The 13,765-nt window shown below is 68.6% G+C and carries 9 protein-coding genes; 2 read left to right on the top strand and 7 right to left on the bottom strand.

Features of this window, described 5'->3' with window-relative positions; all coding sequences use genetic code 11:
* Window positions 1–9: 9 nt before the first annotated feature.
* The 7 genes from ACFQ0E_RS00045 to ACFQ0E_RS00015 are packed head-to-tail and all read right to left on the bottom strand — an operon-like array spanning window position 10 to window position 8,793.
* Window positions 10–822 (bottom strand): hypothetical protein, encoded by an 813-nt coding sequence (locus ACFQ0E_RS00045; protein WP_386821634.1) that lies wholly within the window; start codon window positions 820–822, stop codon window positions 10–12.
* Window positions 823–863: 41 nt separating this feature from the next.
* A complete protein-coding gene (locus tag ACFQ0E_RS00040) occupies window positions 864–1,601 on the bottom strand; it encodes a hypothetical protein (protein WP_386821633.1) in 738 nt (245 codons plus the stop codon).
* 4 nt (window positions 1,602–1,605) lie between these two features.
* Window positions 1,606–3,522 carry a WD40 repeat domain-containing protein gene (locus ACFQ0E_RS00035; RefSeq protein WP_386821632.1) on the bottom strand — a complete coding sequence of 639 codons (1,917 nt, stop codon included), beginning with the start codon at window positions 3,520–3,522 and terminating at the stop codon, window positions 1,606–1,608.
* A 25-nt stretch (window positions 3,523–3,547) separates the two neighbouring features.
* Window positions 3,548–4,882: a hypothetical protein gene (locus ACFQ0E_RS00030; RefSeq protein WP_386821630.1), complete on the bottom strand. Its 1,335-nt coding sequence runs from the start codon at window positions 4,880–4,882 to the stop codon at window positions 3,548–3,550.
* Complete coding sequence (gene ribA / locus ACFQ0E_RS00025; protein ID WP_386821629.1) at window positions 4,879–6,237, bottom strand: GTP cyclohydrolase II; 1,359 nt, start codon at window positions 6,235–6,237, stop codon at window positions 4,879–4,881. Before ribA ends, ACFQ0E_RS00030 begins: the two co-directional genes overlap by 4 nt.
* A complete protein-coding gene (locus tag ACFQ0E_RS00020; protein WP_386821627.1) occupies window positions 6,234–7,184 on the bottom strand; it encodes a glycosyltransferase family 8 protein in 951 nt (316 codons plus the stop codon). Before ACFQ0E_RS00020 ends, ribA begins: the two co-directional genes overlap by 4 nt.
* A 4-nt stretch (window positions 7,185–7,188) precedes the next feature.
* On the bottom strand, window positions 7,189–8,793 hold the full coding sequence (locus ACFQ0E_RS00015) for a hypothetical protein (protein WP_386821626.1): 1,605 nt from the start codon (window positions 8,791–8,793) through the stop codon (window positions 7,189–7,191).
* A gap of 314 nt (window positions 8,794–9,107) precedes the next feature.
* Here ACFQ0E_RS00015 and ACFQ0E_RS00010 point away from each other — a divergent pair, with 314 nt between their 5' ends.
* Together ACFQ0E_RS00010 and ACFQ0E_RS00005 are read left to right on the top strand one after the other, a co-directional pair.
* Window positions 9,108–10,139 (top strand): ferritin-like domain-containing protein, encoded by a 1,032-nt coding sequence (locus ACFQ0E_RS00010; RefSeq protein WP_386821624.1) that lies wholly within the window; start codon window positions 9,108–9,110, stop codon window positions 10,137–10,139.
* A gap of 431 nt (window positions 10,140–10,570) precedes the next feature.
* Window positions 10,571–13,438: a TonB-dependent receptor plug domain-containing protein gene (locus tag ACFQ0E_RS00005; protein ID WP_386821623.1), complete on the top strand. Its 2,868-nt coding sequence runs from the start codon at window positions 10,571–10,573 to the stop codon at window positions 13,436–13,438.
* Window positions 13,439–13,765: the final 327 nt, after the last annotated feature.

Here is a 13,765-nt window from a genome sequence, read left to right as displayed (position 1 = left end):
GGTGACGGTTCAGCCACCGCCCCCGGGCTGGCGACGACGAACCGGCCTGCCCTCCGCCACTGCCCGCGCGAACGCCTCCGCCAGCCGACGCAGGGCTTCGCGGCGCTGCGCGGGCGTCCAGCGGTGGCGGTAGGCGATGCCCATGCCGGCGGGCGTCTTGTTGGCGTCGATGATGTAGAGGCGGCCGTCGGCGTCGTCGCGGAGCACGTCGAGCTCGCCGAAATCCAGGCCGAGCGCGTCGCAGAAGGCGAGGATCGCGTGCTGCTCGTCTTCGCTGAACAGGTCGGCGGTCTCGACCAGGCGGCAGGCGGTGGCCTCGGTCTTGAGATGCTCGACGATCGGCGCGCGATCGAGCACGTAGCACAGCGGCAGGGTCCCGGCGATCACCGGCACCCGGTAGTTCACGGTGCGGCCCTGCTCGGTACAGGGAATCAGGCGCTGGTAGACCATGCGCGGGTCCGGGTCGTCGATCGGGCAGTCGACCACGCCGCCGCGACCGCGCGCGTTCTCGTCGGCCTTCACCGCGCAGCGGCCGTGCCAGGTGCGCGGATCGACTTCCGCGCCATGGCCGAAGATCGCGCGCTGCACGGCATCGACGTGGCGCTTGCTGATGTCGGTGCAGTCGATGTTCCACACCGGCATGCGCGCGGCGAGCGCGTCGAGCAGCGGGTCGGCGTCCATCCAGGTGCGGTCGGCCCAGTGCACGGCGATGTCGAAGCCTTCGTCTGCCGACAGCACTCCCTGCCAGTCGAGTTCGTGCAGCAGCGCGACCAGGGTGTAGCCCTCCATGGTCGGGAATTCGGGATGGAAAAGCACGCGCATGCGTCGGCCTCGGCGGGGGTAGAGGATCAGTCGAATAGGGATCAGTCGAACACGTGGGCCAGCGGCGTGCCGGCGAGCGCGCGGCGCAGAGCCCGCGCGTTGTCGATCAGCTCGTCCAGCGGTTCGGGGTTCTGGTGGATGCTGCGCGTGCGCAGCGGATGTGGCGGCAGGTCGAGGAAGGCGAGCAGTCGCGCCTGTTCGTCGGCGTCGAACAGGCATTCGTAGCGCAGCGACAGCGCTGCCTGGCCGCTGCGCAGCAGGGCGGCGTCGATGCCGGCATGGAAGGCGTCGACGCGCGCGGCGTGTTCGGCGAGTTCGTCGGCCTCGACATGCACGCGCGGACGCGCCAGCGGCGATGCGTCGTCGTAGGCTTCCCACCGGCCGGTGATGCCGGCGATGCGCTCGGACACCAGCCGACGCAGCGCGTTCTGCCGGCGCAGGACGATCTTGGCGATGCCGGCGTCGGCGAGCACATGCGCGAGCACCTCCGGCGCCTGCTCCGGCGTCATCTTGAAGCCGATCGCCCGTGCACCGCGCGCGTCGCTCCAGATGCGGTCGAGGAAGCCGATCGGATCACGGTCGCGCGCGGCGAGCGCATCGGCCGTCGTGGTCTCCTCGCGCTCGTCCAGTACGGTGAAGATGCCGTTCGGGTTGAACAGTTCGTGGTGGCAGCGGACCTCGGGATGGCTGCCGAGCAGCGAGCACAGCAGGTTGCTGCCGCTGCGCCGCGCAGCGAGGATGACGAACCGACGCGGCGCAGCGGGCAAGCGTTCCGTCATGTGCTCAGTCACGCTGCGGCGCGGGCCGCTGCTGCATCGCGCGCAGGGTGCCGACGACCTCGAGCGTGTCGCTGCGCACGCGGTAGCAGGCGCCGTCGTAGGACGAGGCCAGCAGGTGCGTGCCTTCGGCATCGGCGCGCGCCACCGCGCTGATCCCGTTCGCGGCGATCGCGCGGCGCAGGATCGTCCGGGTCGGCAGGTCGATGCGCAGCAGTTCGCCCCAGTAGTTCGAGACGACCACGGTGTCGCGGTCGAGGAAGCACAGACCCTTGGGCGAACGGCGACCCAGGTCGAAGGCGTCGAGCAGCACGCCGTCCTCCAGCCGGTAGACCAGCAGGTGGAAGTCGCGGCCGGTACTGGCAAGGAACTCGCCGGTGGGATCGAGGTCGAGATCGTCGATGATCGCGGTGTGGCCGGCGAAGCGGTGCCGCAGGCTGCCATCGAAATCCCAGGACGTCATCACGCCATCGGCGCTGCAGCTCACGCCGACCCGCTGCGTTGGATGCAGGCGCAATGCCTTGACCGCATTGGCGTGATGGGCGAAGCGCGTCAGCGGTGTGCCGTCGGGCGCGGTGCGCACGATCGCACCGGAATAGCAGGCGACGAACAGCGCATCCTCGCCGTGTGCCGGCGTGGTGCCGCGCACGCAATTGATCGGGCCTTCGCCGAGATGGTGCCAGGTGGCGGCGCGAAGGTCGGTGTCGCCTGTGCGCTCGAAGACGTGCAGGTGCTGGTCGTGCGCGCCGCAGACCACGCGGCGACCGCCATCGCGACTGGTCACCGCGTTCATCAGCATGCGTCCGTTGCCGGGCGCGGCCTGGGCGATCCAGCGTCCGCCCTGCGTGTCGAAACGGCCGATGCGCAAGTGGCCGGCATCGTTCACGGTGGCGAAGCTCCGGTCGTCGACGGCGGCGATGTCGTTGAAGCAGTCGTTGCCGAGCGTGCCCTGCGACGCGCCCAGTTCGGTGACGAAGGCGCCGTCGTCGGCGCGCCAGACCAGTACCGTGCCGTCGAAGGTGCCGGCGACGACATGCGCACCGTCGCTCGACCAGTTGAACGAGCGTTCCCACTGGCGCGGCCGCGCTTCCAGGCGCAGGCGATGGCTGAAGTCGTGGCCGCTCCACAGGTGGATCGCCTGGTCGTAGGCGGCGCTGAGGATCGCACCGTCCATCGGCGAACAGGCGACCTTCTTGATGCCGGAACGGTGCGCGGGGATCACCGCGAGCAGGTCGCCGCTGTGGATCGCGAAGACGCGAATGCAGCCGTCGTCGCAGCCCAGCACCACACGGCCGTGGCGCGGGTCGATGGCGCAGGTGTCGGTCTCGGTCTCGAACGGTCCCCACATCCGCACCTGGCGGCCGCTGGCGATGTCCCACACGCGCAGCGTGCTGTCGTCGCCGGAGGTGTAGAGATGGCGCTCGTCAGCGCAGATGCTGAGCACGTCGCGCTCGTGGCCTTCGATCGCGCGGACGATCGCGCCGCTGCGCAGGTCCCAGACGAGGATGCGGCGGTCGCGCGACACCGAGGCGCCCATGTGCGCGCCGATGAAGCAGAAATCCTCGACATCGTCGCTGTGCCCGATCAGTCGCAGCAGGCGCTGGCCGGTGCGTGCGTCCCAGACGATGACGCTGTAGTCCGACGACACCGAGGCCGCGCGCAGGCCGTCGTCGGAGACGACGACGCGGTTCGCGAGGTGATCGTGGTGGCCGAACAGCGTGACCTCGTCGGTGTCGAGATCGAAACGCGCGATCGCGCCGTCGTATGCGGCGGTGAGGATGCGCTGGGTGCCAGGGATCCAGGTCGCGGTGGTCACCGGGCCACGATGACGGTGGAAGACGAAGGGCGCTGCGTCCGTTTGTGCGCCTTCGTCGCAGGCGCGATGCGCGGGGGCGAGCGGTGCGATGGCGTCGGTGGTGGTCATGGTCGCCTCTGCATCATGGGGAGGATCAGAACCGGATCGCGGCGTCGCCGACGCGCAGCGGTTCGTGGATGCCGCCGCGCCACTCGGCGAGTCGGCGCGCGTAGTCGCCGGCGCGGATGCCGCCGACCGGGCTGTTGTTCGCGTCGGCACCGAGCAGCCAGGCCTGTGGCGCACGCTGCGCGATGGCGTCGATCCAGCGCGCGAACGCGGCTTCGCGCTCGGCGTGGCGCAGGTGCCACAGCGCGTGCACGGACGAGAACGCGTTGCTCCACCACACCGCTGCAGGTCCGGGCGGCGGGGTGCCGATCGCGCGTTCCGGCGCGCGCAGCAGATCGACTTCGACATAGCGATGGCGCAGGCCGCGCGTCGCGCGCCAGTGCGCGGCGAAGGCATCGGCACCGCCCCAGTCGTCGAGTTCGCGTGCCCACAGTCGCTCCAGCTCGTCGCGTGCCGGGGCGTCGCCGCGCGCAGTGGAGGTCAGCCAGTAGTGCGTGGCGTCCGGCTGCAGGCGCGGCCAGAGGAAGCCGGGCAGGTCACGGCCGTCCCACTGTTCGACCAGCATGCGCCGGAAGTCGAGCGCGTCGGCGCTGTAGTCGAAGAAGGTCAGCTCGGTGGCATCGGTGAAGCCATGCCGGCGCAGGATCGCATCGGGCTTGAAGCCGGCGGCGACACAGGCCAGCGAGGCCAGCGGTTCGGGATCCGCGACGACGATGTCGTCGTAGCTTTCGAGGTTCCAGATGAACACGCCACGCTGGCATTGGTCGAGCGTGCGCGCCAGCGAGGCGACGAACTCGGCGAGCGGGCGTTCCAGCGTCGCGTCGTCCACCGCGCCCGGCGTCGCGCGCAATGCCTGCGCATGCGAAGGGCGATGCGGTTCGAGGTCGCGACTGCAGCGCAGCGCATCGTCGGGCGCATCGGCGATGCCTGCATCGGTCGCGGCCATCAGCTGCTGCGTGCCGCCGACGCGCGTGAGACGTGGACGACCCAGCGCCTGCCAGCGTTCGAGATCGACCAGCCAGCAGCTGTCGTGCACCGTGTCTTCGGCGAGCCGGCGTCCGACCAGCCACGCGTCGTCGCCGAGCGCGCGGATCAGCACGTTGACCAGCTCCGGTGCTTCGGCGCCTTTCGGGCGCAATCGCTCCACGACCAGATGGCCGCAGGCTTGCACGAGGCAATGGCGTGCGCCCGATTCGGCGGCGCGTGCAAGCAGGCGGTCTGGGTCCGCGTCTTCGAGGATCGGACCAGCGTACGACCAGCGGGACCAGGCGAAGGTCAGTTCGCGGCAGCGTTCGGCCAGCGCGCGATCGTCGAAACGATCGCGGGTATCGAGCACCGCATAGATGAAAGGCGCGCCGCTCATGACACCGCCTCGACGCGCATGTCCTCGCGCTGCGGCTCGCCCCAGACCACCAGGTCCTGGCCGATCGGCAGGTAGTGCGGTTGCGCGATCCGCGTGTGCTGGTGGTGCAGCAGGCCCTGGTTCGGTGCGAACGCGGGCACGCCGCCGACCATCAGCGGCGCCACGGTCAGCACCAGCAGATCGAACAGACGCTGGTTCACGACCTGGGTGAGGATGCGGCCGCCACCTTCGACCATCAGGTTGCGCACGCCACGCTGCCGGAGCATGGCGAACAGCGCGGCGAGGTCGACGCGATCGGCGGCGTCGGTCGGCACGATCAGCACTTCGGCGCCGAGTGCTTCGAGACGACGCACGCGCAGCGGATCGGCGTGGTGCGTGGTCGCGATCCATACGCGACGATTCGGATGGTTGAGCAGGCGCGCATCGACCGGAAAGCGCAGACGGCTGTCGACCACGATCGGCTGCGGATCCGGGCCAGTGGCGTCGCGCACCGTGAGGCTCGGGTTGTCGGCGAGCACGGTGCCGATGCCGATCAGGATGCCGTCGTGCGCCGCGCGCATGCGATGCGTGAACGCGCGCGAGGCGCTGCAGCTGATCGCCAGCGGCCGGTCCTTGGTCGCCGCCGCGCAGCCGTCGAGGGTCTGCGCGTAGCTGAGCGTGACGAAGGGCAGCGTCGGCGACGGCTGCACGCGCGCTCGGTCGAGCAGGGCGAACAGCCGCTCCAGTTCCGGCGCGACCGCAGGGTCGTGGCCTGCCGGGGCATCGAGCATGTGTCCCATGCGCACGGCCTTGGTCTGCAGGTAATCGCGGTTCTGCGGACGCGGCGCGATGACGAGGGGCACGCGCGCGACGACCTCGATGCCGTGTTCGCGCAGGCCGTCGACCTTGGCGGGGTTGTTGGTGAGCAGGCGCACCGTCTCGATGCCCAGCGCCTGCAGGATCCGCGCGGCCACGCCGTAATCGCGCGCATCCGGCAGATGGCCGAGGCGGACGTTGGCGTCCACCGTGTCCAGGCCCTGGTCCTGCAGGTTGTAGGCGCGCAGTTTTTCGGGCAGGCCGATGCCGCGGCCTTCCTGGCGCAGGTAGAGCAGCACGCCGCGACCGGCCTGCGCGATGCGCCGCAGCGACTCTGCGAGCTGTTCGCCGCAATCGCAGCGGCGCGAGCCGAGCACGTCGCCGGTGAAGCATTCCGAATGCAGGCGCACCAGGATCGGCCGCGCGTCGTCCTCGCCGGCGTCGAGGTCGCCCATCGTCAGCGCGACGTGCTCGCGGCCGTCGAAGCCGTCGAACACGGCGGTCTGGAATTCGCCGACATCGATCGGCATGCGCGCGCAGGGGACATCGAGCTTGTTCATGGTGTCGGCTCCGGTTCGGTGCGCGGCCGCATCACCGATTGCAGGCCGCGTGTTTCTCGGGTGGTGTCGCTGGCCGCATCCGCGGCGCCGGGCAGCAGCGCACGCAGCTGCTGCCACAGTTCGTAGAACTTCGCGAGCCCGGGCGCCTGCTCGAACAGGTCGTCCGGCGGCGTTTCCCATGGCTTGCAGCGCCCGGCCATGTGCACGATGCGCGCATCGAAGCAGTGCAGGCGGTGGGCGCGGCGGATTTTCGCTTCGAGGATCGGCATGTAGTTCCAGCGGCCGTCGAGCAGGGTGGCGCGCCCGGCGAAATGGCGGTTGAGGATCAGCTGGTCGGTCCAGCCCACGGTCTCGACACCGCGCCAGAACGCCGGATCGATGCTCGCGACCAGCGCGTCGCGCACCTCGCGCCGCAGGCATTCGCCGCCGATCGACAGCACGCCGCTGTTGAAGCATCCGGACAGGTCGAGGCCGTAACGCTGGCGGTTGGATTCGCGCGCGGCATCGGCATCGCCAAGCAGCTCGTCGTAGCGGCTGCCGTCGGGGCTGGCCAGCAATGGGCCTTCATCGAAGAACAGCGGCGACAGGTCGCCGGTGACGAAGGCATCGCTGTCGATGTAGACCACACGCTCGAAGTCGACCAAGCCGAAGGCTTCGAGCGAGGCGAAGCGAGGCCCGGCGCGCTTGAGTGCGGGAATGGCCTGCGTCAGCGACGCGACGCGCGCGTCGAGGTCCGCGCCGGGCGCGATGAATTCCACCGGCGCCAGCACGCGCAGCCGCGCTTTCGATGCTTCGGAAAGCGCGCCACCTTCCAGGATCAGGATGCGGCCCGCGAACCACGGGTTGTGGCGCAGGAAACTGAAGACCAGCATCTCGGTGCCGTCGATGAAACCATCGTCGGTGATCGTCAGCAGGCAGTGCCCTGAGCGTGCTGATGCCTGGGTCATGGTGTCACGGCTCCGGAGCCGGGACCGGCACGCGGTCGAACAGGAAGCTCATGTCGCCCATGCCGAAGGGCCAGCCTGGCGGATTTGTCGACGGCGTATGGCATGCGAAGCAATCGCGGCCCATCAAGGGTGTCGCACCGGGCGACGGCACCAGGCAGGTGCCGGCCTGCATCCAGGTCTCCATCGCGGTGTTGGCCAGCGCGGTGTCGCCGGCGCGCACGCGCAGCGGCGTGGTGTCGATGCCGTTGCAGGTGCTCGGGAAGCGCGATCGCGGCGGCGTGGTGGTCAGCATCGGGCCGTCGTCGTAGCGGAAGCAGCCGGTCACCGGCGCATGCCCGGCCATGTACGCGTTGCCGATCAGCCGGTAGTAGCGCCACTTGCCGTCGAGATTCGCGGGAAAGTTCGCGCGCAGCGAGGCATCGAGGCATGCGGCGGCATCGCCGGGCGAACCGTCGCCGGTGCACTGCGAGAGCTGCGTCGTGCGGCAGACGTTGATGCGTGAGTAGGCCGGGTTCGATTCGCCATCGACGGACAGCGCAGTTGCACTGGCCACGTCGGTGGCATTGCGGCGCGGATCGATGTTGCACAGCGGCGTGGCCGAGGGCGTGCCGCAGGTCTGGTCCTGCAGGGTCTGACCGTCGGCTGCCACGGTGTAGCGATACGCGCCATCGGGCACCGCACAACGCGCGCCATCGCCGCCCTGCGCGCGGTAGCTCGTCCAGTCGAACAGGTTCCACTCCGCGAGCGTGCGCTCCGGGTGGACGGGATCGCGCGGACGCGGCGCGATGGGCGCGGCGCCACCGGGCGCGCAGTCCGGCGCGTTCGCCACATGCTCGAACGTGGCCCAGGTCATCTCGCCGAGCGTCGGCGTCTTCTGCACCAGGTGCAGGCCGATCAGCCCCCACTCGCGGCCCTGCGCGTCGCGCTCGCAGTGCATCGTCTGCGCGGGGCAGGGCGCCTCGTCGCCGAACCGGCGCCATGCCGTCTTGAGGCTCACGGCGCCGGGCGTGTCGCGCGTGCCTGCCGGCAGCCAGACGCCACCGGTCGCGGGATCGGCCTTGAAGGCATCCGCGGCGGCCTGCAGGCGATCGGCGCGATACAGGCCGGTACGCGAGAGATAGTCGACGTAGCTGCGGTTCACGCGCACGTCGTAGCCGATGCGGCGATGGTGCGCGTCGATCAGCACGAATCCGTCGCCGGGCTGGCCCTCGCGTGCGGTCTTGCGCAGCGCGCGCGTGGCCAGCGGCTTGTAGCCGTCGCGCCAGCGCGGTGCGCCGCCGTCCTGCGGGATCGCCTCGTACCACGGCGCATAGGACATGAAGCGCGGATGGCCCTGTCGGTCGTTCGCGGCGAGATGCAGGAAGTTGTTCAGCGCGAAGCGCAGCATCGCGCAGTCTTCGCCGCGCGCGTCGACATCGCCGGGCGACAGGTCGGTCCAGAATCGGCTGCCGTCGGCACCGGTCGCATCGCAACCCGGCGACGAGGCCCGAGGGCGCGTGGTCTCTTCCCGGCGCGCATCCGCCGTGCAGCCTGCCAGCAGCATCGATGCGGCGATGGCGACTGCCTGCATGGCCACGATGTACAGCGTACGCATCCGCATGCCATTCATCGGACTCCTCCCTGAAGACCGTGGATGCCCTCCGCCCACGCGTGGCGGCCCCGGCGATCACGTTACGGAAAAACAGCGCGCAAGGGAATCGGTCGCCGGCATGCATGCGAAGGTCGGTCCTTGCCGTGCGCACGCACGACGCGCATGAATTCCGCGCATTGCAAGACATCGGCCGCCTGGTCGCTACCGTCGCCCTGCAGGGACTGATTCCGGACTGATCCCGCAGCGATGCCGGTGCGTCGATACCTTGCACGGAACGCGGGCATGGCCTTGCCGCGTTCCGCATCTCCATCCACACGACAGGGAGTCCATCGATGTCCATGCCAGCCCTCGCTGCCGCGCCGCGCGCGCCGCAGAACGCCAGCCTGCTGCTCAACGCCGCCCAGGTGCATGCCCAGGTCGCTGTCGCCGTCGAGCTGTACACCATTCCGTTCTACCTCAGCGCGCTGGCCTCGATCATCCCGCCGAACGCACCCAACGCCACCGACAAGTCCAAGGCCGCCTACGCCGCCGTGCTCAGTGTCTGCACCGAGGAAATGCTGCATCTGCAGCTGGCCGCGAACATGTGCATCGCGCTCGGCACCACGCCGAACTTCACCGCGCCGGTCTACGGTGTCGTGCCGGCGTTCCCGGACGGCACGCCGATCCTCGATCCGAACGATCCGGCCACTGGCGACAGCGGCATCCTCAATGCGCGCATCGGCAATCTCCTGCAGGCGCTACCGACGATGCTCGACATCGAGGTGCCCTCGGAATTCGAGGCCGGTCGCCTCGTGCCGCCCTACCATTCGATCGGCCAGATGTACGCCGCGCTGCGGACCCTGGCGCGACTGGCTTCCCCGGGCATTCCGTGGACCACGACACACCAGCAGGTCGTCTTCGCCACGCAGCCGTTCACGCAGACCATCGCCAGTTTCAACGACCTCTCCACGGCGATCGACGTGATCTGCGAACAGGGCGAAGGCCAGGCGCAGTCGCCGCCGCCGAGTGCGCCGTTCAACGCCGATGAATTCCGCGTGCCGACGGCGGACCAGACGGCCGGCACCGGATCCGTTCCGGCCTCGCAGGCGCAGTTCAGTCATTTCGGCCGCTTCCTCAACGTGCAGGCGCTGGGTCTCGATGACTCCGTGCTCGTCTACCCGGGCACCGCGACCTCGAATCCGACCAGCCCGGAAAACCTCAAGCTGCAATCCGACTTCGCCGCGCTCATCACCACGCTCAACGGCATCTGGGCGGGCACGACGCCACAGGGCGGCATCTGGAGCATGACCTCGCTGCTCGACGATGCCGCTGCGGTCTGGCAGAAGGGCAACATCCCGCAGTGGACGCCGGAAGAGATCCTCTGATGCCTTAGCCGGTCGCGCCTCGCTCGTCGCGCTTTGCTGGTCGTGCCAGCGAGGTGCTGCGATTCGTGATTCTTGTCTCAGAAGACGCGCTGTCGCGCCTGTGCCAGTGCGTCTTCGTTCGCGCGATCGACGTGTCGGTTCGCCGTCGATCGCACCGCCGCGCCCGCGCATGTCCCTTGGACACGATGGCGTATGGCGCGTCGTGAGCGTTCGAAGTCGCTGATTTTCATGTCCTGCATGTGGGCCAGGTGCCGTGTCGATGCCGCTGGCCAGCCGGCCTGACCTCCGGCACCTTGCTGCCGCTTCACAATTTGTTTACAAAGCCCTGTTGCTGCCCAGGGAGGGGGACCGGGTAGTGCGCACGCGTTGATGTCGATTCGAGCTACAGGACTTCAGCAGTTACCCAAACTAGACACACGGAGAGAACGTTAATGAGCAACTTGCGCCGCAATCGCCTGACGGCCGCGGTCCACCTGACACTGCTCCTCGCGCTGCCCACGGTGGCTGCCGCACAGGACGCGGAACAGAGCCAGGACCTGGACACCATCAGTGTCACCGGCAGCCGCATCAAGCAGACCAATGCCGTCACCGCACAGCCGGTCATGGTGCTGGACCGCGCCAAACTCGAGCAGACCGGCGCCAAGAGCGTCGCTGAAATCCTCCAGCAGCTGCCCGCCAGCGGCAAGGCGCTGAACGCAAAGTTCAACTCCTCGGGCAACTTCGGCTACCCGCCGGACGGCGGCGGCATCGGCGCAGGTTCCGCGCAGGTCGACCTGCGCAACCTCGGCTCGCAGCGCGTGCTCGTCCTCGTCGACGGCGTGCGCTGGGTGAACGAATCCTCGGCCTCGGGCGTCAGCGGCAGCGCCGACCTCAACACCATCCCGCTGGCCATCGTCGAGCGCATCGAAGTGCTCGAAGACGGCGCCTCGGCGATCTATGGCTCCGACGCCATCGCCGGCGTGGTCAACATCATCACCCGCAAGGATTTCAAGGGCGCCGAGTTCCACAGCTACTACGGCGAATACAGCCGCGGTGGCGAGACCAAGGACTTCTCGCTGACCTTCGGCACCGGCGGCGACATCTGGACCGGCGTGTTCGGCGCCACCTGGTACGAGCAGGACGAGATCAGCTCGGGTTCCTGGGGCCAGTCGTCCAACTGCCAGCCGGGAGCCGGCCTCGGCGCCTGCAGCTCGGGCACGCCGCAGGGTCGCTTCGTGTTCAACGATCCGACCAATACCACCTCCTACAACATCACGCTCAACAACGGCACCACGGTGCCGGTGTTCGTCCCGGGCAACCCGAGCGGCGGCACCTACCATCCGTTCACCGGCGCCGATCGCTTCAACTTCGCGCCGTACAACCTGATGCTGACGCCGAGCGAGCGCAAGTCGCTGTTCGCCAACATCAACATCGACCTGACCGAGAACACCCGCCTGCATTTCAAGGGCCTGTTCAACAACCGCCAGTCGCGCAACCAGGCCGCGCCCGAGCCGATCTTCGTCGGTCCCGGCGCCGGTACCGGCGGCATCGCCGACACGATCTCGATCCCGGCAAACCATCCGTTCAACCCGTTCGGCTTCGCGCTGGATGCGAACAACAACTTCGTCTTCATCGGTCGTCGTCCGCTTGAAGTCGGTCCGCGCGTGTTCACGCAGAACGTCGACACGTGGTATTTCAACGTGGGCATGGACGGCCTGTTCAACATCGGCGACCGCAGCTACGGCTGGGATACGAACTACATCCACAGCCGCAACTCGGCGACGCAGCGCTTCACCAACGGCTACAACGTCGCCAAGATCAAGCTCGCGCTGGGCGATCCGGCCGCGTGCGCCGCGACCCCGGGCTGCACGCCGCTCGACCTGTTCGGTGGACAGGGCCGTCCGTTCACCCAGCAGATGATCGACTGGATCCGCACGAACCAGCGCGACGCCAGCACGCAGGTCCTCGACATCTTCTCGTTCAACCTGTCGGGCGACCTGTTCAGCATCGGCGACCGCACTGCCGGCTTCGCCGTCGGCGCCGAATACCGCGAATACCAGGGCGACTTCGATCCGGATCCGCTGCGCCAGACCGGCGAGTCGCAGGACTCGTTCGCGGCGCCGGTGTCGGCCGAATACAACGTCAAGGAAGTCTACGGCGAGTTCAACTTCCCGGTCCTGGCCAGCCTCGACCTCACTGCCGCCGCCCGCTGGTCCGACTACTCGACCTTCGGCGACGCCTTCACCGGCAAGCTCGGCTTCCGCTGGCAGCCGATCGAGGACCTGGTGATCCGCGGCACCCGCTCCACCGGTTTCCGCGCCCCGAACCTCGGCGAGCTGTACGGCCTGACCCAGTTCGGCGCGACGCTGACCGATCCCTGCGGCCCGACCGGTTCGCCGGTGGTCGATCGCACCAACGGCGTCTCGCCTGGCCTGGAAGCGGCGTGCGTGGCCCAGGGCGTGCCTGACAACTTCGAGCAGGCCAACACCCAGATCACCACCTTCACCGGCGGCAATCCGAACCTGGATCCGGAAGAGTCCGACAGCTGGACGGTCGGCCTGGTCTACAGCCCGGGCTGGGCCGAAGAGAAGTCGTGGTCGCGCAGGCTCGATGTCGAGTTCGGCTACTACAACCACCAGATCGACGGCGCCATCCAGTCGCGCGACATCCAGACCCTGCTGAACTCGTGCATCGCCGCGGGCGGCACCGACGCGCGCCTGTGCTCGCCGTTCACCCGCCAGACCAACGGCAACCTGCGTCCGCCGAACAACTTCCTGCAGAACTTCGGCACCGTGGAAACCGATGGCGCCGATCTCAAGATCAACTGGCTCAGCCCGGAATGGGGCTTCGGCAGCCTCAGCGCCTCGCTGCAGACCGTGTGGGTCAACGAGTACAAGGCCGTCGACGGCGATGGCGTGACCTCGTCGCGCCAGGTCGGCGTGGAAGTGGGTGACAGCGCCATCCCCGAGTGGCAGAGCAACCTGCAGCTGGGCTGGAAGAAGGGCAACTTCGACTTCACCTACGGCCTGCGCTACATCGACGCCGTCACCGAGGACTGCACCAGCGCGACCATCGCCGCCGTGCCGGGCTGCCTCAACCCGAGCCAGACCAACACGCTTGGCGCGACCACGTACCACGACGTCCAGTTCGGCTGGAAGGACGCCTTCTGGCTGGAAGGCCTGAGGCTGTCGGTTGGCGCCAACAACGTGTTCGGCAAGGAGCCGCCGATCTGCGTGACCTGCTCGCTTAACGGCTACGACGCGGGTACCTACGACCTCCCGGGTTCGTTCTGGTACGTCAGCGCGGATTACCGCTTCTGATCGAGGCGTCCATCGCTCGATGTGTCACCGACGGGCCCGGCATTGCCGGGCCCGTCGCGTTATGGGGCTTGGTCGCGGCCGCAGCCGGCGTGCCGTGTCGCCACGCCTTGCCGTGATCCGTCGACCGTGTCCCATCGTGACCGTTTGTCGCCATCCCTTCGATCGGCCCTAAACAATTTCCCGGTAGTCCGGACAAGGAAGGTATCAGAGCGGGCGGATATCGCCCCCACCCATACGGATCAAAGGGTTACTCCATGGCTGCTGTCTTCACCGGAACCGGTCTCGGGCTGTTCAACTCCTCCTTCACCCAGCTCGGGGGCGCCTCGG

The sequence above is a fragment of the Lysobacter brunescens genome, from assembly GCF_042677005.1.
Taxonomy (GTDB): Bacteria; Pseudomonadota; Gammaproteobacteria; order Xanthomonadales; family Xanthomonadaceae; genus Lysobacter_I; species Lysobacter_I brunescens.
This window is presented reverse-complemented; position numbering and strand designations above follow the sequence as displayed.

Coding starts and splice junctions, on each gene's coding strand:
- ribA (WP_386821629.1), bottom strand. CDS start 6,237: ATGAACAAGCTCGATGTCCCCTGCGCGCGCATGCCGATCGATGTCGGC.
- ACFQ0E_RS00015 (WP_386821626.1), bottom strand. CDS start 8,793: ATGAATGGCATGCGGATGCGTACGCTGTACATCGTGGCCATGCAGGCA.
- ACFQ0E_RS00045 (WP_386821634.1), bottom strand. CDS start 822: ATGCGCGTGCTTTTCCATCCCGAATTCCCGACCATGGAGGGCTACACC.
- ACFQ0E_RS00010 (WP_386821624.1), top strand. CDS start 9,108: ATGTCCATGCCAGCCCTCGCTGCCGCGCCGCGCGCGCCGCAGAACGCC.
- ACFQ0E_RS00030 (WP_386821630.1), bottom strand. CDS start 4,882: ATGAGCGGCGCGCCTTTCATCTATGCGGTGCTCGATACCCGCGATCGT.
- ACFQ0E_RS00020 (WP_386821627.1), bottom strand. CDS start 7,184: ATGACCCAGGCATCAGCACGCTCAGGGCACTGCCTGCTGACGATCACC.
- ACFQ0E_RS00005 (WP_386821623.1), top strand. CDS start 10,571: ATGAGCAACTTGCGCCGCAATCGCCTGACGGCCGCGGTCCACCTGACA.
- ACFQ0E_RS00040 (WP_386821633.1), bottom strand. CDS start 1,601: ATGACGGAACGCTTGCCCGCTGCGCCGCGTCGGTTCGTCATCCTCGCT.
- ACFQ0E_RS00035 (WP_386821632.1), bottom strand. CDS start 3,522: ATGACCACCACCGACGCCATCGCACCGCTCGCCCCCGCGCATCGCGCC.